22 protein-coding genes are annotated in these 19,658 nt (G+C 73.2%); 4 read left to right on the top strand and 18 right to left on the bottom strand.

The features are described 5' to 3' along the window. Window positions 1-340 precede the first annotated feature (340 nt). From QBL21_RS01275 to QBL21_RS01265, 3 genes are all read right to left on the bottom strand, one after another. Window positions 341-736, bottom strand: coding sequence for a VOC family protein (locus tag QBL21_RS01275; protein ID WP_407560092.1), 396 nt, complete (start codon window positions 734-736; stop codon window positions 341-343). Continuing rightward, complete coding sequence (locus tag QBL21_RS01270) at window positions 733-1,026, bottom strand: ArsR/SmtB family transcription factor (RefSeq protein ID WP_407560091.1); 294 nt, start codon at window positions 1,024-1,026, stop codon at window positions 733-735. Before QBL21_RS01270 ends, QBL21_RS01275 begins: the two co-directional genes overlap by 4 nt. 140 nt (window positions 1,027-1,166) lie before the next feature. Continuing rightward, the gene (locus QBL21_RS01265) at window positions 1,167-1,472 is read right to left on the bottom strand and encodes a hypothetical protein (protein WP_407560090.1); all 306 of its coding nucleotides are present in this window, start codon (window positions 1,470-1,472) and stop codon (window positions 1,167-1,169) included. 166 nt (window positions 1,473-1,638) lie between these two features. Here QBL21_RS01265 and QBL21_RS01260 point away from each other — a divergent pair, with 166 nt between their 5' ends. From QBL21_RS01260 to QBL21_RS01250, 3 genes are all read left to right on the top strand, one after another. Then, a complete protein-coding gene (locus QBL21_RS01260) occupies window positions 1,639-2,043 on the top strand; it encodes a hypothetical protein (RefSeq protein WP_407560089.1) in 405 nt (134 codons plus the stop codon). 779 nt (window positions 2,044-2,822) lie between these two features. Then, on the top strand, window positions 2,823-3,014 hold the full coding sequence (locus QBL21_RS01255; RefSeq protein ID WP_407560088.1) for a hypothetical protein: 192 nt from the start codon (window positions 2,823-2,825) through the stop codon (window positions 3,012-3,014). A gap of 117 nt (window positions 3,015-3,131) precedes the next feature. Further along, window positions 3,132-3,485: a hypothetical protein gene (locus QBL21_RS01250; protein ID WP_407560087.1), complete on the top strand. Its 354-nt coding sequence runs from the start codon at window positions 3,132-3,134 to the stop codon at window positions 3,483-3,485. Window positions 3,486-3,512: 27 nt separating this feature from the next. Here the strand turns inward: QBL21_RS01250 and QBL21_RS01245 are convergent, their stop codons facing one another. The 3 genes from QBL21_RS01245 to QBL21_RS01235 all read right to left on the bottom strand — a co-directional run bounded on the left by QBL21_RS01245 (window position 3,513) and on the right by QBL21_RS01235 (window position 8,166). Beyond that, on the bottom strand, window positions 3,513-4,436 hold the full coding sequence (locus QBL21_RS01245) for a hypothetical protein (protein ID WP_407560086.1): 924 nt from the start codon (window positions 4,434-4,436) through the stop codon (window positions 3,513-3,515). Window positions 4,437-4,740: 304 nt separating this feature from the next. Beyond that, entirely contained in the window at window positions 4,741-5,325 is a 585-nt protein-coding gene (locus QBL21_RS01240; RefSeq protein WP_407560085.1) for a TerD family protein, read from the bottom strand. Between the two features lie 1,458 nt (window positions 5,326-6,783). Further along, complete coding sequence (locus tag QBL21_RS01235; protein WP_407566266.1) at window positions 6,784-8,166, bottom strand: BTAD domain-containing putative transcriptional regulator; 1,383 nt, start codon at window positions 8,164-8,166, stop codon at window positions 6,784-6,786. Between the two features lie 100 nt (window positions 8,167-8,266). On the opposite strand from QBL21_RS01235, the gene QBL21_RS01230 reads away from it, so the two are divergent. Beyond that, window positions 8,267-8,794, top strand: coding sequence for a hypothetical protein (locus QBL21_RS01230; protein ID WP_407560084.1), 528 nt, complete (start codon window positions 8,267-8,269; stop codon window positions 8,792-8,794). 68 nt (window positions 8,795-8,862) lie between these two features. Here the strand turns inward: QBL21_RS01230 and QBL21_RS01225 are convergent, their stop codons facing one another. The 12 genes from QBL21_RS01225 to QBL21_RS01170 form a co-directional block, all read right to left on the bottom strand. After that, window positions 8,863-9,150: a type II toxin-antitoxin system RelE family toxin gene (locus tag QBL21_RS01225; RefSeq protein WP_407560083.1), complete on the bottom strand. Its 288-nt coding sequence runs from the start codon at window positions 9,148-9,150 to the stop codon at window positions 8,863-8,865. Next, on the bottom strand, window positions 9,147-9,434 hold the full coding sequence (locus tag QBL21_RS01220; RefSeq protein ID WP_407560082.1) for a type II toxin-antitoxin system Phd/YefM family antitoxin: 288 nt from the start codon (window positions 9,432-9,434) through the stop codon (window positions 9,147-9,149). Before QBL21_RS01220 ends, QBL21_RS01225 begins: the two co-directional genes overlap by 4 nt. Before the next feature lie 63 nt (window positions 9,435-9,497). Further along, the gene (locus QBL21_RS01215) at window positions 9,498-10,232 is read right to left on the bottom strand and encodes a BTAD domain-containing putative transcriptional regulator (RefSeq protein ID WP_407560081.1); all 735 of its coding nucleotides are present in this window, start codon (window positions 10,230-10,232) and stop codon (window positions 9,498-9,500) included. 193 nt (window positions 10,233-10,425) lie between these two features. Further along, complete coding sequence (locus tag QBL21_RS01210; protein ID WP_407560080.1) at window positions 10,426-11,463, bottom strand: ABC transporter ATP-binding protein; 1,038 nt, start codon at window positions 11,461-11,463, stop codon at window positions 10,426-10,428. Next, window positions 11,460-12,512 carry an ABC transporter ATP-binding protein gene (locus QBL21_RS01205; protein ID WP_407560079.1) on the bottom strand — a complete coding sequence of 351 codons (1,053 nt, stop codon included), beginning with the start codon at window positions 12,510-12,512 and terminating at the stop codon, window positions 11,460-11,462. The genes QBL21_RS01210 and QBL21_RS01205 overlap by 4 nt, the downstream gene beginning before the upstream one ends. 17 nt (window positions 12,513-12,529) lie before the next feature. Next, window positions 12,530-13,432, bottom strand: a complete 903-nt coding sequence (locus tag QBL21_RS01200) for an ABC transporter permease (protein ID WP_407560078.1) — start codon at window positions 13,430-13,432, stop codon at window positions 12,530-12,532. Next, window positions 13,429-14,358 carry an ABC transporter permease gene (locus QBL21_RS01195; protein WP_407560077.1) on the bottom strand — a complete coding sequence of 310 codons (930 nt, stop codon included), beginning with the start codon at window positions 14,356-14,358 and terminating at the stop codon, window positions 13,429-13,431. The genes QBL21_RS01200 and QBL21_RS01195 overlap by 4 nt, the downstream gene beginning before the upstream one ends. Next, complete coding sequence (locus QBL21_RS01190) at window positions 14,355-15,434, bottom strand: LacI family DNA-binding transcriptional regulator (RefSeq protein ID WP_407560076.1); 1,080 nt, start codon at window positions 15,432-15,434, stop codon at window positions 14,355-14,357. Before QBL21_RS01190 ends, QBL21_RS01195 begins: the two co-directional genes overlap by 4 nt. A gap of 19 nt (window positions 15,435-15,453) precedes the next feature. Continuing rightward, complete coding sequence (locus QBL21_RS01185; protein WP_407560075.1) at window positions 15,454-16,989, bottom strand: ABC transporter substrate-binding protein; 1,536 nt, start codon at window positions 16,987-16,989, stop codon at window positions 15,454-15,456. 15 nt (window positions 16,990-17,004) lie between these two features. Then, window positions 17,005-17,436: a hypothetical protein gene (locus tag QBL21_RS01180; protein ID WP_407560074.1), complete on the bottom strand. Its 432-nt coding sequence runs from the start codon at window positions 17,434-17,436 to the stop codon at window positions 17,005-17,007. Window positions 17,437-17,443: 7 nt separating this feature from the next. Further along, window positions 17,444-18,379, bottom strand: coding sequence for a DUF6772 family protein (locus QBL21_RS01175; protein ID WP_407560073.1), 936 nt, complete (start codon window positions 18,377-18,379; stop codon window positions 17,444-17,446). Beyond that, window positions 18,376-19,473, bottom strand: coding sequence for a hypothetical protein (locus QBL21_RS01170; protein WP_407560072.1), 1,098 nt, complete (start codon window positions 19,471-19,473; stop codon window positions 18,376-18,378). The genes QBL21_RS01175 and QBL21_RS01170 overlap by 4 nt, the downstream gene beginning before the upstream one ends. Window positions 19,474-19,658: the final 185 nt, after the last annotated feature.

Below are 19,658 nucleotides of genomic sequence, written 5' to 3'. Positions count from 1 at the left end.
AACTACTTCGTGTACCGCGACGTTTGGTCAGTGGCGGCTCGGCAGACCCAACGGTGCCCCGGTCCCGGCACTACCGAATTCTGCTGGGCGCCACGGTAGGGCAAGCCCTTCCTCCGCGCACCCGAGTCCCCCAGACTCACGCAACACCGTTGCGTTCGGGCACGCGGCTGTCGCCGCCGCCTCGGACATCGGGCCCAACCCGTAGTAAGACCGGTCCAGCCTGCGCCCGTTGGAGTTCGCCTTCGGACTCTTCTTCGCGCTGCGACCGCGGGCGCGCGCGGCCCGTTCGCGGGCGTCAGGTTGCTCAAGCACGCGGTACGGACGAGCCGGCCGGGTCCGGCTACACCTTGTTGTGGTGGACGATCTGGATGAGGTTGCCGCAGGTGTCGTCGAAGACCGCCGTGGTGACCGCGCCCATGTCCGCCGGTTCCTGCGTGAACACCACGCCCCGTTCGCGCAGCCGGGCGGTTTCCGCGTGCACGTCTTCGACCTCGAAGGAGGTGGCCGGGATGCCGTCGTTGACCAGTGCCTCCTTGTACGGCGGGACCGCGGGGTGGCCGGACGGTTCCAGTAGCAGCTCGGCGCCCTCGGGGTTCTCCGGCGAGACCACGGTCAGCCACCGGGCGCCGCCGCCGAGGGGGATGTCGTTCTTCTTCACGAAGTCCAGTACCTGCGTGTAGAAGCGTTCTGCCTTGGCCTGGTCGTCGACGAACACGTGGGCTACGTAGATCTTCACTTCTCCGGCTCCGATGCGTTGGGCTTGAGCCACCGGTCGACGATCTGCTCAAGCGGTTGCGTGATGAGGTCGTGGAATTTGTAGCGGCCTTCGCGCCGCGTCTTGATCAGTCCCGCGGCTTCCAGGACGGCAAGGTGCTGGCTGATCGCCTGTCGGGACAGGCCGAGACCGTGCTTCGTGGAGAGCCGCGCACAGATTTCGAAGAGGGTCTGGCCGTCCCGTTCCGTCAGCTCGTCGAGGATCGTTCTGCGGTTCGGGTCGGCCAGCGCCTTGAACACGTCGTCTGGCACACCCACACCATAGGCAAGTAGCCACTTGCATATCAAGAGGGGTGGCGGACCGGTGTGGGTGAAGGGCGGGACCCGCCGAGGGCGGTTTGCCCCTCCCTCCTGCCGGGCTTGGGCAGCACCTACTGAATGCGTACCGGTGATCAAGCCCTGCGGTCCTGCCCTGGGAGGTAGGGGGCGAAGTGATCTGCGACGGTCTCCGCGATCGCGGCGGCGTCGCGGGAGCCGTCCACGGCGATCACCCGGATGCCGAGCTGGTCAGCGCGGCGGACGGCGTCCTCGGCGACGAGTCGGTCGCGGGCCAGGCGATTGGCCTGCGCCCGGACGGGGTCACTGACGCGGTGTCCGAGAGAGGTGGCCCGCGGCAGCTCGCAAGACTGCCGGGCCCGGAACTCGGGCGTGGGCACCATCACGACCATCCGGCGCGGTGAGTCGAGGAGGGGTGCCACGAGTTCGGGTCGAAGCCCTCAGCCCTCGGCGATGATCGGGTGGCCGGACACGAGTGCGCGCAGGTCGTCCAGAGCTCATCGGGACCGGTCCGGGAAGCCGGCCAGGGTCTCGGCGGCCATCTCTTCCGGGGCGGTGCGGACCCAGGTCCTCTCCGGGTCAGGCTGAGTGACGGGCTCGCCGAGAGCGACGCTGCGGGCGATCCTGCGGTCGTTGTGGCCGCGGGCGGGGTGGGTCGGCTCTCCAGCCCCTGGCACCCGGTCCACCCCTCGTCACCCGGCGGCGGCCTTCGGCGGCGGCGGCCTCTTCACCAACGCGGGGACCGTCACCCTCTCCACGAGCCGGGTCGTCACGAACCGGGCGACCGGCGGCGTCGGCGGCGGGATCCTCAACAACGGCAGCCTCAGCGCGCTCCACCTCCACGACACCCCCGTCACCGGCAACCGGGCGGCCGAGACCGCCGGCGGCATCCTCAACGGGGGCCGCGTCACCGCCACCCGCTCCCCCGTCACCGGCAACCTGCCCAACAACTGCGCCGGCTCCCCCTCCCCCGTCCCCGGCTGCGCCGGCTGAGCGGGCGGACCGCCGATTCCGGCTGGCCGCCGACCACCTGCTGACGCATTTCGCCCGGTGGCCCGGGGACGAGGCGGCCGGGCTGATGCTCGACGTCTTCCACACCTGCGGCGACGCCGCGTACCGCGCGCGGGGCGACGCCCTGGTCGAGCAGCAGTGCGCCGCCGCCGGGCCGGACGACTGGGCCTGGACGAGCTGGCTGGCCTGGGTACGGGTCGAGCAGGGCCGTACCCAGGAGGCCCACGAGCTGGCGGACCGGGCCCTGGCCCGCAACCCCCGGTCCGGGGTGGCGGTGCACGCCCGTGCGCACGCGCAGCAGGAGGAGGGCGCGGGCCCGGCCGCGACGGCCTTCCTCGACCGGTGGCTCGCGGCCGACCCGCAGGCGATGCACTTCCGCCATATCAACTGGCACGCCGCACTCCAGTCCCTCGCCTGCGGCGACTTCGCGGACGCGCGCCGGCGGGCGGACGAGGTGCTGGCCCGCTCCGACGTGGGGATGCGGGCGGCGACCGACTGGCGGCTGCTGCTCATCCGGCAGACCCCCGCCGGGCGCTGCGAACCGGGCCACGTACGGGAGTTGCTGGCCGCTCCCGGCGGGATGGCGGAGGTCTTCCACACCTTCAACCTCGCGCTGGCCCTGGCCGTGGAAGCCGCCACGGACGATCTGCACGCCCTCGCCCGCCGGGCCGCCGCCGACCCGCGCCACGACTACCGCGAGGTCCTCGCCCCGGTCGTCGAGGCGCTCGCGGCACGTCACCGCGGGCCGGCCGCGGTCGGCGGTGGAGCTGCTGACCGGGCTGGGCGCGGAGGTGGCGCGGCTCGGCGGCGTACGGGTGGAACGGGAGATCGTCCAGGACACCCTGGCGCGTGCCCTCGCCGACGTCGGCGAGCACGCCCGCGCGGCCGAGCTGCCGCACGACCGCGTCAGCAGCCGCGACCACCACGTCTACGAGGACCTGCTCCTCGCCTGAAGCCGGGCGGTACCCCGGTAGGAAAGCGCGGCGCTCTGAGTAGCCGTACTCATGCCGTGGCGCGGTGGGCCCCCGGATACTCGGGCTACCCCCCGACCCGCTTTACGGAGGCCCGTCGTGGTGAGTACGCCGTCCTGGCACGACCTCGATCCGATTCCGCCGGAGCGTCCGACCGCGGGGCGGGGCGAGCCGTCCACCGCGGAGACCGTGCTCATGGTGGTCACCGCGTTGTTCCTGGACGCGGTCCTTGTTGCCTGGATGCTGTTCTCCATCAGCTGGTCCGAGGGCTGGATGGCGGGGTCCACCGACATGTCGGAGTCGGCGCGGGTCGAGGTCGCCCAGGTCGGCGTCGGCGTCATCGCGCTCTGGGTGCTGGTCCTCGGCATCGGCCGGCGCTGGCGCCTGCTCGCGTTCCAGGTGCTGGCGCTGGGGACGGCGACGCTGGTGCTCTGGCGCAGCGACTTCCCCTGATCGCGGCGGGCTCGTTCCGTTCCGGGCTCAGGTGGCGCAGAGCGGCATGGTGCGTACGTAGCCGCCGAGGTTTTCGTCGTCCGTGCCCAGGAAGGCGTCGGCGGATCCGGGGAGGCACTCCACGGCCTCGATCTTGTAGCCGGGGAACTTTCCGAGCACGTTCGGGGAGGCGGCGAGCGTGACGCGGACGCGGCCGTTCGCCGCTACGGTCACGCGGCCGGCGTCGCTCACCGCGGAGTCGAAGGGGCCGTCGTCGCCGGCGTCTGCCGCCGAACTCGCGAGGATACGACCGGAATCGGTGACCGTGATGTCGGAGATGTGGCGCGTGCCGTCGTCTGTCGGGTACGGCGCCAGGTAGGCGCGGCGCGTCACGGTGCCCCACTGCGGCTGGCCCCACGGGGCGAAGGTCAGGGCGGCGGCGTACAGGGTGGCGGAGCGGTCCGCGCCGGCTCCCCGGTCCGCCCAGGTGGCCGCGAGCTGGCCGTTCTGGGCGACGATCGCGAAGCTCTCGTAGTCGTCGCCCTCGCCGATGGCCGGCAGCGGGGAGTAGTCGGTGACCGTCGCCGTGGTGCCGGCGACCTTGAGGCGGTAGACGATGCCGCGGGCGGCGAGCGCCAGGTACTCGCCCGGCAGCCCGGGGACGGCCTCGATGGCCTCCAGGTCGACGGGTTCCGGTCCGTCCCAGGTGATCGGGGCGACGACGTCGGAGCCCTCCCCGTGCGTGATCCGGGACAGCCGCCGCTGCCCGGACCGCTTGTTGTCGTGTACGACGAGCAGGTCCGCCCCGGCCGCGGTGCCGCCCTCGTACGCGGCGCCGCTGACGCCGCTGCGGACGTCGCCGCCGACCTTCCGCCATGCGTCGTCCGCACCGGCAGGGGCGGTACCGACCGCCGTGAGCAGCGCGGCCGCCGCCGCGGTGAGCCAGGTCGTCAACCGCAGGGGGAGTTTCACCGGGGGCCCGCTTTCTCCGTCCGACAGGCGCGAGGGCTCGCGCCGGACGTCAGGCTATGGATCACGGTGCCTGCGCCCGGCGCCCGTTACGCCATCTGCCGGAGCGCGAAACCCGGCTCACGGAAGCACGCCCCGCGGCAGCGGCCCCCCGGCCCGTAGCACGGGTTCGCGTCCCGTCGGCCGCGGGCCGCCCTCGTCGGCGGCTGCTGCCGGCGGTGGGCGCCGGCCCGGCAGCAGCACGGCCGGGCGAGCGGAAAGCAGCGTCCACCCAGGAGGCGGCGGCCCGGGCGCACGCTGCCTCCCGTCACTTGCCCGCGGCGAAGCGCATGAGCGAGTGCTCGTTGCCCTGCTTGATCTTCCCCGTCTCGTTGATCACCTGAAGCTTCCAGGTCGCGCCGTTGCGGGTGGCCTTGGCCACGGCGCAGCCGTTGTCCGCGGAGAGCAGGCTCGGCCAGATGTCGGCGACCTGCTGCGTGCTGCCGCCCGTGGCGTCGTACACCTTGAAGCTGATGTTCCGCGCCTTCTGGAAGCTGCTGCCCTTCTTGTAGGCGGCGGCGACGAACACGATGCCGGTGATCTGGGCCGGAATCTTGGAGAACTCGACGGTCACCGTCTCGTCGTCCCCGTCGCCCTTCCCCGTCTGGTTGTCGCCGCTGTGCAGCAGCGCGCCGTTGCCCATCGGGTCAAGCGAGTCGAGGCCGGCCAGGCGGACCGGGTCGGCTCCCGCCATGGCGATGGCGATCAGGTCGAGGTCGGTGCCCTTGGTCTGGCGCAGCTTGCCGATCAGGCCACCGCTGCTTCCGACCGTGGGGTCCCAGGAGACCCCTATCGACAGGTGGGTAACCCCGGCCAGGTCCGCCGGGTCGTCTTCCTTGGTAAGAGTGATCATTCCCGATCCCTTGGTGGTGAGACGGTGCCATCCGAAGTGACTCCGGCGCGCATCGACCGCCGGTTTTAGCCACTCCGTACGGGAACATACCGTGCCGGGCCGGACGCCAGGGAGGGACGGCGGGCCTGGAGCGCCCCCGATGTCGACCTTCAGGTCCTCGGCGGGGTGTCTCGCGGTGCAGGTCAGCGGCGGGGGCAGGGGTGAGGGCAGGGGGCCGGGGGCCGTCCGGGGCCGCGGCCGCGGCGCCCGGGCCGGGAAGTGACCCGCCGCCGCGCACGGCTGCCGGCCGGCGCCGAACTCCCCTCTGCGGCCCCCCGGTTGTGCGCCCACCGCCGCGACACTCGCCGTAGGCGCCCCGCCGCCCCCCGCGCGGGCCGACGCCGCCGCCGATCTCGCCGCCGCCCGCTCCGCCTCCCGCTGGCTGGAGACCCAGCTCGCCGACGACGGCACGATCCGCAACCCGCTGGGCGGCGCCCTCCCCGACCACGGCCTGATGATCGACGTCCTCTACGCCCTGCACGCCTCCGGCGACGGCCGGCTCGCCGAGCCCATCGCGGCGTACCCGGACGAGGGCAAGCACGCCAGCGACTACTTCACCTGGGACGGGCTCGTGCCCGACGAGGGCTACGACGCCGTCGTCACCGGCGGCGCCGCGGCCAAGACCCTCGTCGCCGCCGAGGTCTCCGGCCGCGACCCGCGGGACTTCGGCGGCTACGACATGGTCGCCGAGACCCGGGCCGCCATCCCGCGCTCGGGCCCCGACAAGGGCCGGATCAGCGACTACTCCAAGGACCCCGACCTCGCGGACTTCGTCGGCAACAACTCCAACATGTTCGGCCAGGCCCTCGCCGTCATCGGCCTCGCCGGCGCGGACGCCAACGACCGGCCCGCCATCGACATGCTCCTCGGCCAGCAGTGCGCGGAGGGCTACTTCCGGATCTTCTTCGGGTACGTCCCCACCGACGAGACCGGCGACCACGTCACTCCGGACGGCCGCAAGCTGTCGACCTGCGACGAGGGCAAGGCGCACGGACAGTCCGCGCCCGACGGCGACGCCACGGGCCTGGCCCTGTCCGCCCTGCTCGCGGCGCGCGAGGCGGGGGCGACGGGACTCGACGGCGCCATCGACCGCACGGTGGCGTGGCTGCGCGACCGGCAGGACCCGGGCGGCGGTTGGGGCGGGGGCGTGAGCACGGAGGCGCCGAACACCAACAGCACGGGGCTGATCGTGCAGGCCCTGGCGGAGGCGGGGGGCGCGGGAGGCGGTCGCGAAGGGGCCGGCGTACCTGGCGTCCGCGCAGGCCACGGAGGCGGACGCGGGCGGGGCGCTGGGCGGGCACGTCGGCGCGATCGCGTACACGCCCGCGGAGTACGAGGCGGCGCGTACGGGCGGCATCGTCCCCACAGCCCGCCGCCGCCCGGAAGTAGCGCGTGCCGGGCGGGGACCGGGCGGGGACCTCAGGCGAGGCAGCCCGCGCGGTCCCGGGCCCCGCAAGTGCCCAGCGAGCACCAGCGCCGGCGGCCCGGGGCGTCGAGGAACAGCCAGCCGCAGTCCGGCGACGGGCACACCGTCACCGTGAAGCGCTGCGGGTCGGCCAGCAGGTCGGCGGCGCTGCGGGCCACCGCAAGCACCGGCAGCCGCAGGCCCGTCGAGGCAGGCAGCCGCCAGCGGCCGAGCCCGTCCTCGTCGCAGACGAACTCCGCCACCCGCGCGGCGGCTTCGGCGGCGCGCGCGACCTGCCTGAACGCGCGCCGGTCGGTCGGCGTGACGAAGCAGTCGTGCACCGCGGTACGCAGCTCGCGGGCCTCCGCCAGCGCCGCCAGGGCCGCGGCGGGCTGCTGTTCTGCCTGCTTGAGGAGCTGGGTGACCAGCCAGTCCTCCAGCAGGCCCAGGTGCCCGGCCCACACCGCCAGCGCCCGGTAGCCGGTCAGCCACTCCGCGCCGGTGGCGCGGGCGCCGTCCCAGCCGGCCCAGGTGTTGCAGAACTCCAGGGCGGGCTGGCCGCTGGTGTGCAGCGGCAGCCGTACGTCCCGGACCTGCACGGCGTACGCGGGCAGCGGCGGTTCGTCGAGCGACGGGTCGGCGCCGAGCACCTTCTCGTAGACGTCGCGCAGCGCCGGGCCGGGGGCGACACCCAACTCGGCGTCCAGGGCGAGGCGGGTGGTGCGGTAGACGTCGAGGGCCTCGGCCTGCCGGCCGGCGCGGTACAGCACCGTCATCAGCGCCGCCACCAGCCGCTCCCGCAGCGGGTACCGCTCGACCAGGGGCCGCAGTTCGGCGGCGAGCGGGCCGCCGTCGGCGCGTACGTCGCCGGGGGTGCGCGGGTGGCCGTCGAGGCCGACGCGCAGCCGGTCCTCGGCGCGCTGCTCCAGCGCGCCGAGCCGCAGTTCGGCCAGCTCGCCGCCGAGCCGGGCGCGCAGTTCGCCGTCCGCGAGGCCGTCGAGGAGTTCGCCGCGCCACAGGGTCAGTGCCTCCTCGGTACGGCGCAGCCGCTCGGCCGGGTCGCGGGTGGCGGCGGCAGCGCGGGCGCGGGCGCCGAACTCGGCGGCGTCCGTACGCCAGCCGCCCGGCTCGGCGGCATAGCCGTCGCCGCGGGTGGCGATGCGTACCCCGTACGGCTTGAGCACGGCCCGCAGCCGGCTGACGTAGGTGTGCAGAGTGCCGCGACCCCGCTCACCGTCCCCTTCCCACAGCAGGTCGGCGAGCCGGTCCGCCGCCACCACCCGCCCCGGGGCGAGCAGCAGCACCGCCAGCAGCAGCCGCTCCTGACGGCGCCGCGTCAACGGAACCGGGCGGCCCTCGTGAACCGCCTCGAAGGGCCCGAGCAGGCGGAACTCCAACACTCGCGGCAGCCTACGCCGGTGTGGTGAGCCGATGGTCAGTCAGCCGGGCCAGGCTCGGGGGGCGAACGCACCACCCGAGCCGAAGGAGTCACCAGCCATGCGCCGTTACGCAGCAGCCTCCGCCGCAGCGCTCTGCCTGACCGCCGCCCTCGCCGCCCCCGCGGCGGCCTCCGGAGACGAGGGCGACGGCGACGGGGGCTGGCGCCCGGTCACGTACGAGCCGGTCGACTACCCGGCCGGCGAGCGCTGCGACTTCGCCTTCCGCACGGAACCCGTGCACAACGAGGTCGTGGTCAAGACCGTCGCCACGTACCCCGACGGCTCCCCGAAGACGGAGCTGTTCAAGGGCGCCCTGACCGTCCGCGTCACCAACCTCGAAACGGGCGCCACCTACGACGAGGACGCGAGCGGCCGGGGCCTGGCGCGGTACGCCCCGGACGGCGGGTACACCTACTACGCCGTCGGGCCGTTCCTCGTCGGCTTCGAGGAGGGCCAGGGGAACCTGCCGCGCGGCGAGTACGTGATCGACGGCGTGTACACCTTCGCGTTCACCGCCGACGACCAGCGGACGGTGGAGTGGGTGGGCGAGAAGAAACTGATCGACGTCTGCGCCCAGATCGACTGACCGGGCGGTGCTGAAGGCCCGGGCCGCCGGTGGGGCACCGCGAACGGCGGCACCGACGAGGCCCCGGGCTACAGAGCGCGGTACACGTCGCGGCGGTCACCGACGGCGACGACCCAGATGAGGAGTTCGCCGTTGTCGACCGTGTAAACGACCCGGCAACCACCGACGCGCAGCCGGGACAGGCCCTCCTGGCCGGTCAGGGGCCTGATGTCGAAGGCCGAGGTGTCGCCCTTGTCCATGGCCCGCTGAAACTCCCCGAGGCGTATCAGGATCTTGCGCGCCTCGGGGAGCGGCACGGCCCGCATCTGGCGCTGCGCGGCGGGGGTGAACTTCGTGAGATGGACGCCGTCGGTCATGCCTGAGCGGCCTCGCCGAGGATCTCGGCGGCGAGGTCTTCCAGGGTGACGGCGGGCTCGCGGCCTTCGGCCAGGGAGGCTGCGGCAAGCTGGGAGAGCCAGGCGTCCTCGACACGCTCTTCGAGTTTCTTGAGGCGCTGGTACTCGTCCAGGTCGATGATCACGGCCTCGGCCTTGCCGCGCCGGGTGATGATGGTGGGTGTGGCTTCGCGGCGGGCACGGTCGATGGTGTCGGCCAGGTGGGCTCGCACCTCAGCCATGGGTTCGACGACCGGCTCATTCATGCAACCAACGTACCAGATGTACATCTGGTACGCCACGGCCATCACCCCGACCGGTCACCCGCCTCAACGCTCCGTCCGGCTGCGGTGCCGGGCCAGCGCCAGCAGTTCGCGCAGCCGGTCGCTGAGCGGGTCGGCGGCCGTGAGGTCGGTCAGGGCCTCGACGGCCTCGTCGTGGTGGCCCGTGGCGAGGTCGAGTTCGAGGCGTCGCTCCAGCAGGGCCCGCCGCCACCGGGACAGCCGCTCGCGGTGCCGTTCGGCGTACGGGCCGGGCAGGCCGGCGAGCGGTTCGCCGGTGAACGACTGGAGGGCAGCCGCATACCGGTCGCGGCCGCCTTCGGCGTCGCCCTCGGCGACGGCGGTCTCGGCGGAGGACGCCAGCTTCGCCGCGAGGGCGAGGTCCAACTCGCTGTCCTGGATCCGAAGCCGGTACCTTCCGGGCTCGCGGACGAGCGTGTCGTGACCGAGGCACTTGCGCAGCCGGTAGGCATACGTGGCCACGACGGTCCGCGCCGAAGCCGGTGGGTCGTCGTCTTGGAGCGCGGGGGTGAAGTCGCCGAGGTTGTAGTGGCAGAGGGCGGCCTGACCGGTCAGCTCCGCGGGTCCGCAGAAGGCCAGCCACGGCGGCGGTTGCGGCGAGGCGCGGTCGAGTTCCTGCTCCGCGCGGTGGAGCGATTGCCCGCAACGGCCGCGCTGGCCGGTGATGGAGTGTCCCAGGGCGACGCGGGTGCGGAGCAGGGCGGACAACCGCGGCTCGCGGCGGCCTCTGGTCGCGTCCAGCGCCACGCGGGCGATGGCCACGGCCTCGGAGCCGGAGCGGCGGGTGCCCGATGTGTGCGGCGGCTACGGACTGCTCTTGTCGGGGACTGGCAGCACGGTGGGGAAGTCGCCGAACGCGACGGGATCGGGAAGAAAGCCCGGGCGGTGGTGGTCGACGCGAGCACCGCCCCAACGCGGTGAAGCCATCGCGAAGTGACCTCGCGTCCGGCGGCCGTCAGGGTGCCGTCGCCGCCTCCTCGCCCGCGAAGTGGCATGCCGCCGGGTGGTTGCCCCCGGGCCGTACCCGCAGCTCCGGTACCTCCGTCGTGCAGACGTCCGCCGCCAGGGGGCAGCGGGTGCGGAAGCGGCAGCCGGTGGGCGGGGAGGAGGGGGACGGGACCTCGCCGGTGAGGGGGACGTCGGTGGCGGTGCCGGGGCGGTCGTGGACCGAGGGGGCCGAGGCGAGGAGGGCCCGGGTGTAGGGGTGTTGGGGGGATCCGAAGACCTCGGCCGCCGTGCCGCGTTCCACGATCGTGCCGAGGTACATGACCGCCACCTCGTCCGCGATGTGCCGGACCACGTCGAGGTCGTGGGAGATGAAGAGGTACGCGATCCCCAGCTCGCCCTGGAGGTCGGCGAGCAGGTTGAGGATCTGGGCGCGTACGGACACGTCGAGGGCCGAGACCGCCTCGTCACAGACGATGAGCTTCGGCCGCAGCGCCAGCGCCCGCGCGATGCTGACGCGCTGGCACTGCCCGCCCGACAGTTCGTGCAGGCGGCGGCTCGCGTACGAGGCGTCCAGGCCCACCTGGTCCAGCAGGCGGGTCACCTCCACCGCGTGGTCCGCGGGCGGGACCAGGTCGCGGTGGATGTGCCAGCCCTCCGCGACGATGTCCGCGACCCGCATCCGCGGGTTGAGGGACGTGTACGGGTCCTGGAACACCATCTGGAGGTCGTGCGCCACCCGCCGCCGCTCCCGGCGGCCCGCCGTCGCCAGGTCCAGGCCGGCGAAGGAGACCGAGCCGGCGAAGGGTTCCAGCAGGCCGACGACCGAGCGGGCGAGCGTCGACTTGCCGCAGCCCGACTCGCCCACGATGCAGACCGTCCGGCCGGCGTGGACCGTGAGGTCGAGGCCGGCGACCGCGTCTACGCGGCGGCGGCCGAGGCCGGCGCGGCCGGGGACCGTGTAGCCGGCGTGCAGGCCGCGGATGTGCAGCAGGGGCTCATCGGTCTGCCGCGGGCGCTGCTGCGGGGTCTTCTGCGCGGTGCTCATGACGCGGCCTCCACGCCGGTTGCCTGGGCTCGTACCTTGTCGCTGTGGTGGCAGGCCGCCGCGTGGCCGGCTCCCACGGCCGTCAGCGCGGGGTCCTCGGTGCCGCACACCTTCGTCGCGTACGGGCAGCGCGGGGCGAACGCGCAGCCTTCCGGCTGCCGGCCGGGCGCCGGCGGCTGGCCCTCGATGGGGATCAGCCGGCCCGGGCGGGCCGGGTCCGGGACCGCGTCGAGCAGGCCGCGCGTGTACGGGTGCGCCGGGGCGGTGTAGACGTCGTCCAGTGCGCCCGTCTCCACGATCCGGCCCGCGTACATCACCGCCACGTCCTGCGCGACGCGGGCCACCACGCCCAGGTCGTGCGAGACGAGCAGCATCGCCATCCCGGCGTCCGTCTGCCGCCCGGCGAGCAGCCGCAGGATCTGCGCCTGCACGGTGACGTCGAGCGCCGTGGTGGGCTCGTCGGCGAGCAGGACCGCCGGGTCCAGCGTGAGCGCCATGGCGATGACCGCCCGCTGCCGCATGCCGCCGGAGAACTCGTGCGGGTACGCGCCGTACTTCTGCTCCGCGTCGGGGATGCCGACGGTCCGCATCAGCGCGACCGCCTGCTCCCGGGCCGCGCGGCGGCCGGTGCCGCGGCGGCGCAGCGTCTCGGCGATCTGCCAGCCCACGGTGAACGACGGGTTCAGGGCGGCCATCGGGTCCTGGAAGACCATGGCGACCTTGGCGCCGCGCAGCTTGCGCCACTGCGCGTCGGTGAATCCGGCCGTGTCGCGGCCCTCGATCTCGACCGTTCCCGCGCTCACCCGCGCGCCCGCCGGCAGCAGGCCCATCAGGGCCAGCGACGTCAGCGACTTGCCGCTGCCCGACTCCCCGACCAGGGCGGTGACCCGTCCGGGTACGAGGTCGAGGTCGACCCCGCGGACGACGGGGCGGGTGCCCCCGCGGCCGTCGCCGAAGCCGATGTGGACGTCGCGCAGACGTGCGGCGGGTGCGGGTGCGGGTGCGGGTGCCGGTTCGCCGGCTGCCGTTTCGCCGACCGTGGAAGGCATCGCTCTCTCCTCTCTGCTCATATCTGGGACCGCGGATCCGACACGTCGCGGAAGCCGTCGCCGATCACGCCGACCGCCGTGACGACCAGCGCCAGCGCCGCCGCCGGCATCGTGGAGATCCACCACGCGGAGCCCAGGTAGTCGCGCCCCACGGAGACCGTGGCGCCCCACGAGGCCGTGTCGACCGGTACGCCGAGGCCGAGGAAGCTCAGCGATGCCTCCGCGACCATCACCAGGCCCACCTGCACCGTCGCCGCGACCAGCAGCGGCTGCCAGCAGGACGGCAGCACGTGGCGGACCATGATGCGTACGTGTCCCGCCCCCAGCACCCGCGCCGAGTCGACGAAGCCGAGCCGGCGCGTCGCCATCGCCGACGCGCGGGCGACGCGGGCGAAGATGACCCACCGCGTGATCGCCAGCGTGATGACGATGTTGGTGACGCTCGGGCCGAGCACCCCGGCGAGCAGGATCGCCAGCAGGATGGAGGGGAAGGCGAGCTGGATGTCGCCGATGCGCGAGGCGATGGTGTCCGGCCAGCCGCCGAAGTAGCCCGAGACCAGCCCGACGACGAGGCCGACCGCGCCGCCGACCAGGATGGTCGCGCCGGCGACGAGCAGCGAGATGCGGGAGCCGGCCAGCAGGTTGGCGAGCAGGTCGCGGCCCATCTGGTCGGTGCCCAGCCAGGCGATGTCGCCGCCGTCGGTGCGCTCCCCCGGTGAGAGCAGCCGGTTCGGCAGATCGGTGGCCACCGGGTCGTACGGGTGCAGCAGCGGCCCGAGGAGGGCGGCGAGGACGAAGAGCGCCAGCACCCCGCCGCCGATCCACACGCGCACCGGCACCCGCCGTGCGGCGTCGCGGGGGGCCTTGTCCGTACGGGGTTCTGCGGCCGGGGCGGGGGCGGCCGTGGTCGTGCTGCTCATGCGTCCTCCGGGGTGAGGCGCGGGTCGATGAGGAAGTAGACGACGTCCACGAGCAGGTTGAGGACGATGTAGGAGAGCGTGATCGTGAGGATCGCGGCCTCGACGACCGCGTAGTCGCGGTTGGTGATCGCGTCGACCATCAGCGAGCCGATGCCGGGCCAGGAGAAGACGACCTCGATGATGACGGCGTTCGCGATGAAGTTGCCCATCAGCAGGCCGAGTACGGTCACGACCGGGATGGCGATGTTGCGGCCGACGTGCACGTACTGGATCGTCCCCTCGGCCACGCCCTTCGCGCGGGCCGTGCGGGCGTAGTCCTTGCCGCCCTCCTCCAGCGCGCTGCTGCGCACCAGCCGGGCGAGCCAGCCGATGAACGGCAGCGACAGCGTGAAGGCCGGCAGCAGCACCGCGGCGGGTGAGCCGTCCACGGTCGCGGGCAGCCAGTCGAGATGGCGGGCGAAGAGCAGGATCAGGACGATGCCGAGCCAGAACGACGGGATGGCCTGGCCGGCGAGCGAGCCGGTGGAGACCACGAGGTCGAGCAGCTTGCCGGGGCGGCGGGCGCAGAGCATGCCCAGCGGGATCCCGACGGCGACGGTCAGCACGAGCGCCGCGAGCGACAGGGTCAGGGTGGCGGGGAAGCGGTCGAGGGTGTTGCTGAGGGCCGAGCCGCCGAGGCGCCAGGAGTCGCCGAGGTCGCCGCGTACGACGCCGCCGAGGTGGTCGACGTACTGCCGCCACAGCGGGTCGTCGAGCCCGAAGTCGGCGCGTACGCTCTCCAGTTGCTCGGGGGAGGCGTCGGGGCCGACGATCAGCTTGGCGGGGTCGCCCGGGACGACGCGGACGATGAGGAAGACCAGCGTCAGCGCGCCGAAGGCGACCACCACGGCCTGCGCAAGGCGTTTGGCGAGGAACGCACCCATCATTGCCCACCTCCTGGGAGTGGTCTGGCGGAGGCGCGGACGACGAGTTCGGGGGCGAGGAGCGTACGGATCGGGTCGCTCTCCTCCGATCCGGCCGTGACGCGCTCCAGCAGCCGGTCGACGCCGGCGCGGCCCACGTCGGGCGCGGGCAGCCGGACGGTGGTCAGCGCCGGGTCGAGGTACGCGGAGAACGGGTGGTCGCCGTGGCCGACGACGCCTATGTCGGTGCCGACCCGCAGCCCCCGCTCGCTGAACGCCCGGTACAGGCCGAGCGCGTGGTAGTCGTTGCCCGCCAGGACCACGGCGCCGGGCCCCGCCCGGCGGGCCAGCTCGGCCCCGACGGCGTACGCGGCCCCCGGGTCGAAGGGCCCCGAGACGGGCACTCCCTCCGGCTCCGGCGCGGCCCCCGGGTCCACGCGCACCACCGCGTCGTCGGGGGCGGCGATCCCGCGGGCCGCGAGGGTCTCGCGGAAGCCGCGGATACGTTCCGAGACCGGCGAGATGTCGAGGTCCTCCTCGACCAGGTACAGCTCGGTCGCCCCGCCGTCCAGCGCGTGTTCGGTCGCCGCGCGGGCACCGGCGTAGTAGTCGACGCCCACGACGTCCGCGTCCAGCTCCGGCAGGTGCCGGTTGAGCAGCACGACGGGCGTACCGGACTTGCGCAGCCGGCTCCAGTGCTCGGCGCCGTGCTGCACGGGTATCGCCAGCACGCCGTCCACGCCCCAGCGCATCAGCTCCTCGGCGGCGCGGCGCTCGTTCTCGGCGGAGTCCTCGGTGACCATCAGCATCAGCGAGTAGCCGCGCTCGCGCCCGCGTTCCTCGATCGCGGAGATGAGGCGGGCGTAGAAGGGGTTGGAGGGGTTGGTGATGACGAGCCCGAGGGTCATGGCGTTCCGCAGCACGAGGGAGCGGGCCATGGTGTTGGGCACGTAACCGAGGCGCTCGGCCTCCTCCTTGACGCGCTCGCGGGTCTCGGGGCTGACGGCGTCCTTGTCGGCGAGCGCCCGGGAGACGGTGTTGACCGACAGGTCGAGCGACAGGGCGATGTCGCGCAGCGTGGGTCGGCGGCGTGGGCTCATGGGATCCTCCGGCGCGGGGTCATCGGCGCCCCACCACGGCGAGGTCGGGCTGGTTGTTCGGGGCGGGGGTGAAGCCGGTCAGGTCCTTCGCCCGCCCGTACCCGCTGACGAGGGTGACGGGGAAGAGGCCGACGGCGTCCGACCATATGGTCCCGCAGGCGTCGCCGTAGAGGGCGTCGCGCTCGGCGCCCTCGGGCGCCGCGGCGGCCTGGGCGAGGACGGCGTCGAGTTCCTTGTTCGCGTAGCCGAGGCGGGCCGCCTCCGAGGTGTAGAGGCGGCCGATGGTGAAAGCGGCGTCGCCGGTGGTCACGGTGTTCGTCTGGAGGTTCATGTCCCAGTCGAGGCCGTTCAGCCGCTCCAGCCACATCGCCTTCTCGATGCTCTGCGGCTCGACGTCCACGCCGATGTCGGCCCACGCCGAGATCATCGCCTGCGCCAGCTCGCGGGAGAGGGGCCCGGTGGCGTCGAACCACATCATCGACGTGCTGAACCCCCGCCCGAGCCCGGCGCGCTCCAGCAGGCGGCGCGCTTCGTCCGGGTCGTACGGCCAGGGCTCCTGCGGCGCGAACCCGGCCACGGTCTCGGGTATCGGTGCGCGCATCTGCTTGCCGCCGCGGCCGAAGAGGGACTCCACGATCTGCGGCACGTTCACGGCCTGGCACAGCGCGCGGCGCACGTCGGGGTCGGTGAACGGCTCGCGCGCGCAGTTGAACCAGTTGAAGTAGTACGTCCAGGAGGGCACGGACTCGACGGTGACGCCGGACACGCCGGTGACCTCGGGCAGTTGGTCCGGCGGGACCGGCCAGAGCAGGTCGACATCGCCGTTGCGCAGGGCGGTGATCGCCGTGGAGGTCTCCGCGAGGTACGGCATGGAGACCGCGGGCAGCTCCGCCCGGCCGCCCCAGTAGTCGTCGAAGCGCGCCAGCTCGACGGAGGTCGACGGGGTGAAGTCGGTGACCCGGAACGGACCGGAGCCCACGGGGCTCCGCTTCTGCTCCGGGTCGGCGACCAGCCGCGCCGGGACGATGAACAGGAGGGTGAGGTTGACCGGGAGCGAGCCGAGCGGCCCGTCGGTGGTGAAGACCACCGTGTGGTCGTCGGGCGCCTCGACGCCGGTGACCGTCGCCCACAGCGGGGTCTGCGCGGAGGCGACCTGCTGCGTGTGCTTCAGGCACGCGACCACGTCGCGGGCGGTGACCTTGCCGCCGTCGTGGAAGACGACGCCGCGGCGGAGCGTGAAGACCCACCGGGTGTCGCCCTCGCGCCGCCAGTCGGTCGCGAGCCCCGGCGCCAGCTTCTCGCCCTCGCGCCGTACGAGGGTGTCGAAGACGAGCCGCTTGACGATCAGCGACGCCTCGTCCACGGCGGTCGCGGCGTTGTACGGGTCCAGGTCGGTCACCGGCTGCCCGAACGCCGCGCGCAGGGCGCCGCGGGGCGCGGCGCTGCCGATGCCGCAGCCGGACAGCAGCACCGCCGTGGCGCCCAGGCCGGCCATGGCGAGGAAGTCCCGCCGCCCCGGGCGGCTCCCGCCGCCCGCTCTGCTCGCCCCGGTCATCTCACCACCTCCAGGTCAGGACTTGAGTGCCAGGTAGATCAGGACCTTGACGGACGCGGGCGCGCCGTCAGGGCCGTCAGTGCCGCCGGGGCCGTTGGGGCCGTCGGGGCCGTCAGGGCCGCCGGGTGCGGTCGGCGCCGGGCCGTCGACGACGGTGCCGCGCAGCCGCAGCCAGCCGCCGAACTCCGCCGCGGGCCAACTGTGCAGCGGCCCCTCGGCGGGGGCGACGGACTGCTCCGTACCGGCGTCGAGGTCGCACCAGTGCAGGCCGTCCGGCGATATCTGGGTGCGTACGAGCATCCTCGGGGCGCGCCCCGAGGAGTCCAGGACGCGGACGAACCAGCGGGCCTCGCGGGCCCAGGCGGCCTCGTACGGCTCGGTGGTGAACTCTCCCGTCAGCCGCGCGTTGCGCTCGATGACGGCGGTGAAGGACTGTCGCATGGTCATGGGGCACTCACCAGTCCACCGAGATCAGCACGGAGTCGAGAAACAGGAAGTTCCGCACGTCGGTGTGGGTGCGGACGGAGACGTAGAAGTTGAGGAGGTTCTGGAGCGACCCGTACTCCTCGTCGTACGGCGGGACCTCGACGCCGGTCATGTCGTGGACGACGTCGTTGACCTGCAACTCGACGTTGCTCCGGGTGCTGGTGTCGATGACCCAGCGCAGGTAGTGCCAGTTGACCTTGGTGGGGACCTCGTTGAAGCAGAGGTCCTGCGGCTCGCCGAACTGCTGCCAGTCGGCGGGGTCGGGGGCGGTGAAGTCCGCGGTACGCGGGAGCTTGACCTTGCCCTCGAAGTGCTCGCGGGGCGTCGGCTCGGGGACGGTGGGCGCCATCCAGCGGTGCTGCACGCGGTGGTCCAGATCGGTGTTCTGGTACCGCACGACGTTGTGGTAGCGCACGCCGTCGCAGATGTCGGTGGCGACGGTGAGCGCCCCGAACTGCTGCTCGGACGGGTGGTTGTTGGCGTCCCACTTGCCTCCGCCGGCGGCGGTCGCGGCGCCGTTCTCCGCCGAGGCGGCCTCCGCCTTGTACGCGAAGTACGTCTCGAACTGCACCCGGCCGCGGCCGGACATCGTCAGCCGCCGGATGGCCACGCCGGTGTGGCCGGTGACCGGCCGGGTGGCGACCTTCAGGGCGTACGTACCGGACATGGCGCCGTGCGTGCCCACGTCGAAGAAGTTGCACGAGCTGAGCTGCGGCGGCCGGAAGTCCGACATGTGGGCGTCGACGGTGTCGAGGTCACCGTGCTGGTCGTGGTTGCCGATCAGCTCGATCCACCCGTGTGTGCCGGTGTTGAAGTCGTCGTGGACGAGGATGCGGCGCAGCGGGTTGAACTTCGCCAGCTTCGGGTCGAGCAGGCGCGGATCGGGGTGTGGTGCGGTCGTCACCGGTTTCCTTTCGTGAGACGGACGGTGGCGTAGGAGAGGTTGTGGTCGGAGCGCAGGAGGTCGGCCTGCGGTCCTTCGGTCGCGGTGGTCTGCGGGATCTGCACCCACTCGCTCACCTCGGTCCCCTCCCGTACGAAGAGGTGGTCGATCTTCTCGCCGAGGGGCAGCGGGATCTTGCCGCCGTTGTACGAGGCGTAGGCGTCGCCGGTGACGCGGTCGGCGACCGCGAGGCTGTCGACGAAGCCGACGTCGGCGAAGGCGTCGATGGCGCTGGCGCCTTCGGCGCTGGAGCCGGAGTTCATGTCGCCGGCGAAGACGATGGGCAGGTGGCGGGTGTGCCGGTTACGGAGGGTCAGTTCCTCGGCGGTGCGGCGGGCGTCGGCGTAGCGGACCTCGTCCCAGTTCTTGGTCCAGCCGTTGGGGTCGGTGGCGCCGTTCTTGCGGTACTCCAGGTGCATGTCCACGACGACGAACCGGGCGCCGGACCGCTTCTCGCGCAGCACGTTCCAGGTCATGGTCTTGCCGTAGATCTCGGTGGAGTCCGGCAGCCAGAGCAGGTCGTGGGGCAGCTCGCGTCCGCGCCTGTCGAGGTGGGAGTAGCGCGAGGCGTCGTAGTACGTGAAGCGCCCGGCGCCGGACTTGAGCGGGTAGCCCTGCTCGGGGTGCCGGGTCCCGGCGTAGTCGGCGGGCGCCTCGGCGTACCCGTGCTCCTTGAGCGCGGCGGTCAGGGGCGCGCGGAACGACTCGACGTCGACCGCGGGCTGGGTGGGCGTGGCGTTGTTGCCGATTTCCTGCGTGGCGACGACGCCGAGCCCGGCCTCGTCTATGTCCTCGGCGACGTCCGCGGCCCGCCCCTCGGCCCACGGCCGCAGCTTGGTGGCGCAGTCGCGGCCGATGACCCGCTCGCACTCCTCCTTGGTCGGCAGGCACCCGTGCCCGCACACGTTGTACGTCCCGACCCGGACCTCCACGGCCCGGGGGGACGCCGCGTGCCGGCTGTCGTGGCCCTGCCCGGCGGCCACGGCACCGGGCCCGCCGAGCAGCACGAGCGCCATCGCGACACCGGAGACCACGACGGGGGATATTGCACGCAATCTTGGACGCATCTCGGCTCCAGCCTCGACATGAACGTTAACGTGATCGTTGCGACACGCACGCTACGTGTGCCGTCGGCGGATGTAAACGGTCCTGACACGACTACTTGTTCGAGGGGCGCGCACGACGGCGCCCCCGGCCTCGGGTGCCGCGGAGGCACGGGGGCGCGGGGGCGGGAGGCGGG

The sequence above is a fragment of the Streptomyces sp. 184 genome, assembly GCF_045781775.1.
GTDB lineage: Bacteria > Actinomycetota > Actinomycetes > Streptomycetales > Streptomycetaceae > Streptomyces.
This window is presented reverse-complemented; position numbering and strand designations above follow the sequence as displayed.

What these genes read in the sequence shown, in the direction of transcription:
- QBL21_RS01240 (WP_407560085.1), bottom strand. Translation starts at nt 5,325, where the DNA reads ATGATCACTCTTACCAAGGAAGACGACCCGGCGGACCTGGCCGGGGTT.
- QBL21_RS01230 (WP_407560084.1), top strand. Translation starts at nt 8,267, where the DNA reads ATGCGCCGTTACGCAGCAGCCTCCGCCGCAGCGCTCTGCCTGACCGCC.
- QBL21_RS01225 (WP_407560083.1), bottom strand. Translation starts at nt 9,150, where the DNA reads ATGACCGACGGCGTCCATCTCACGAAGTTCACCCCCGCCGCGCAGCGC.
- QBL21_RS01220 (WP_407560082.1), bottom strand. Translation starts at nt 9,434, where the DNA reads ATGAATGAGCCGGTCGTCGAACCCATGGCTGAGGTGCGAGCCCACCTG.
- QBL21_RS01210 (WP_407560080.1), bottom strand. Translation starts at nt 11,463, where the DNA reads ATGAGCACCGCGCAGAAGACCCCGCAGCAGCGCCCGCGGCAGACCGAT.
- QBL21_RS01205 (WP_407560079.1), bottom strand. Translation starts at nt 12,512, where the DNA reads ATGCCTTCCACGGTCGGCGAAACGGCAGCCGGCGAACCGGCACCCGCA.
- QBL21_RS01200 (WP_407560078.1), bottom strand. Translation starts at nt 13,432, where the DNA reads ATGAGCAGCACGACCACGGCCGCCCCCGCCCCGGCCGCAGAACCCCGT.
- QBL21_RS01195 (WP_407560077.1), bottom strand. Translation starts at nt 14,358, where the DNA reads ATGATGGGTGCGTTCCTCGCCAAACGCCTTGCGCAGGCCGTGGTGGTC.
- QBL21_RS01190 (WP_407560076.1), bottom strand. Translation starts at nt 15,434, where the DNA reads ATGAGCCCACGCCGCCGACCCACGCTGCGCGACATCGCCCTGTCGCTC.
- QBL21_RS01185 (WP_407560075.1), bottom strand. Translation starts at nt 16,989, where the DNA reads ATGACCGGGGCGAGCAGAGCGGGCGGCGGGAGCCGCCCGGGGCGGCGG.
- QBL21_RS01180 (WP_407560074.1), bottom strand. Translation starts at nt 17,436, where the DNA reads ATGACCATGCGACAGTCCTTCACCGCCGTCATCGAGCGCAACGCGCGG.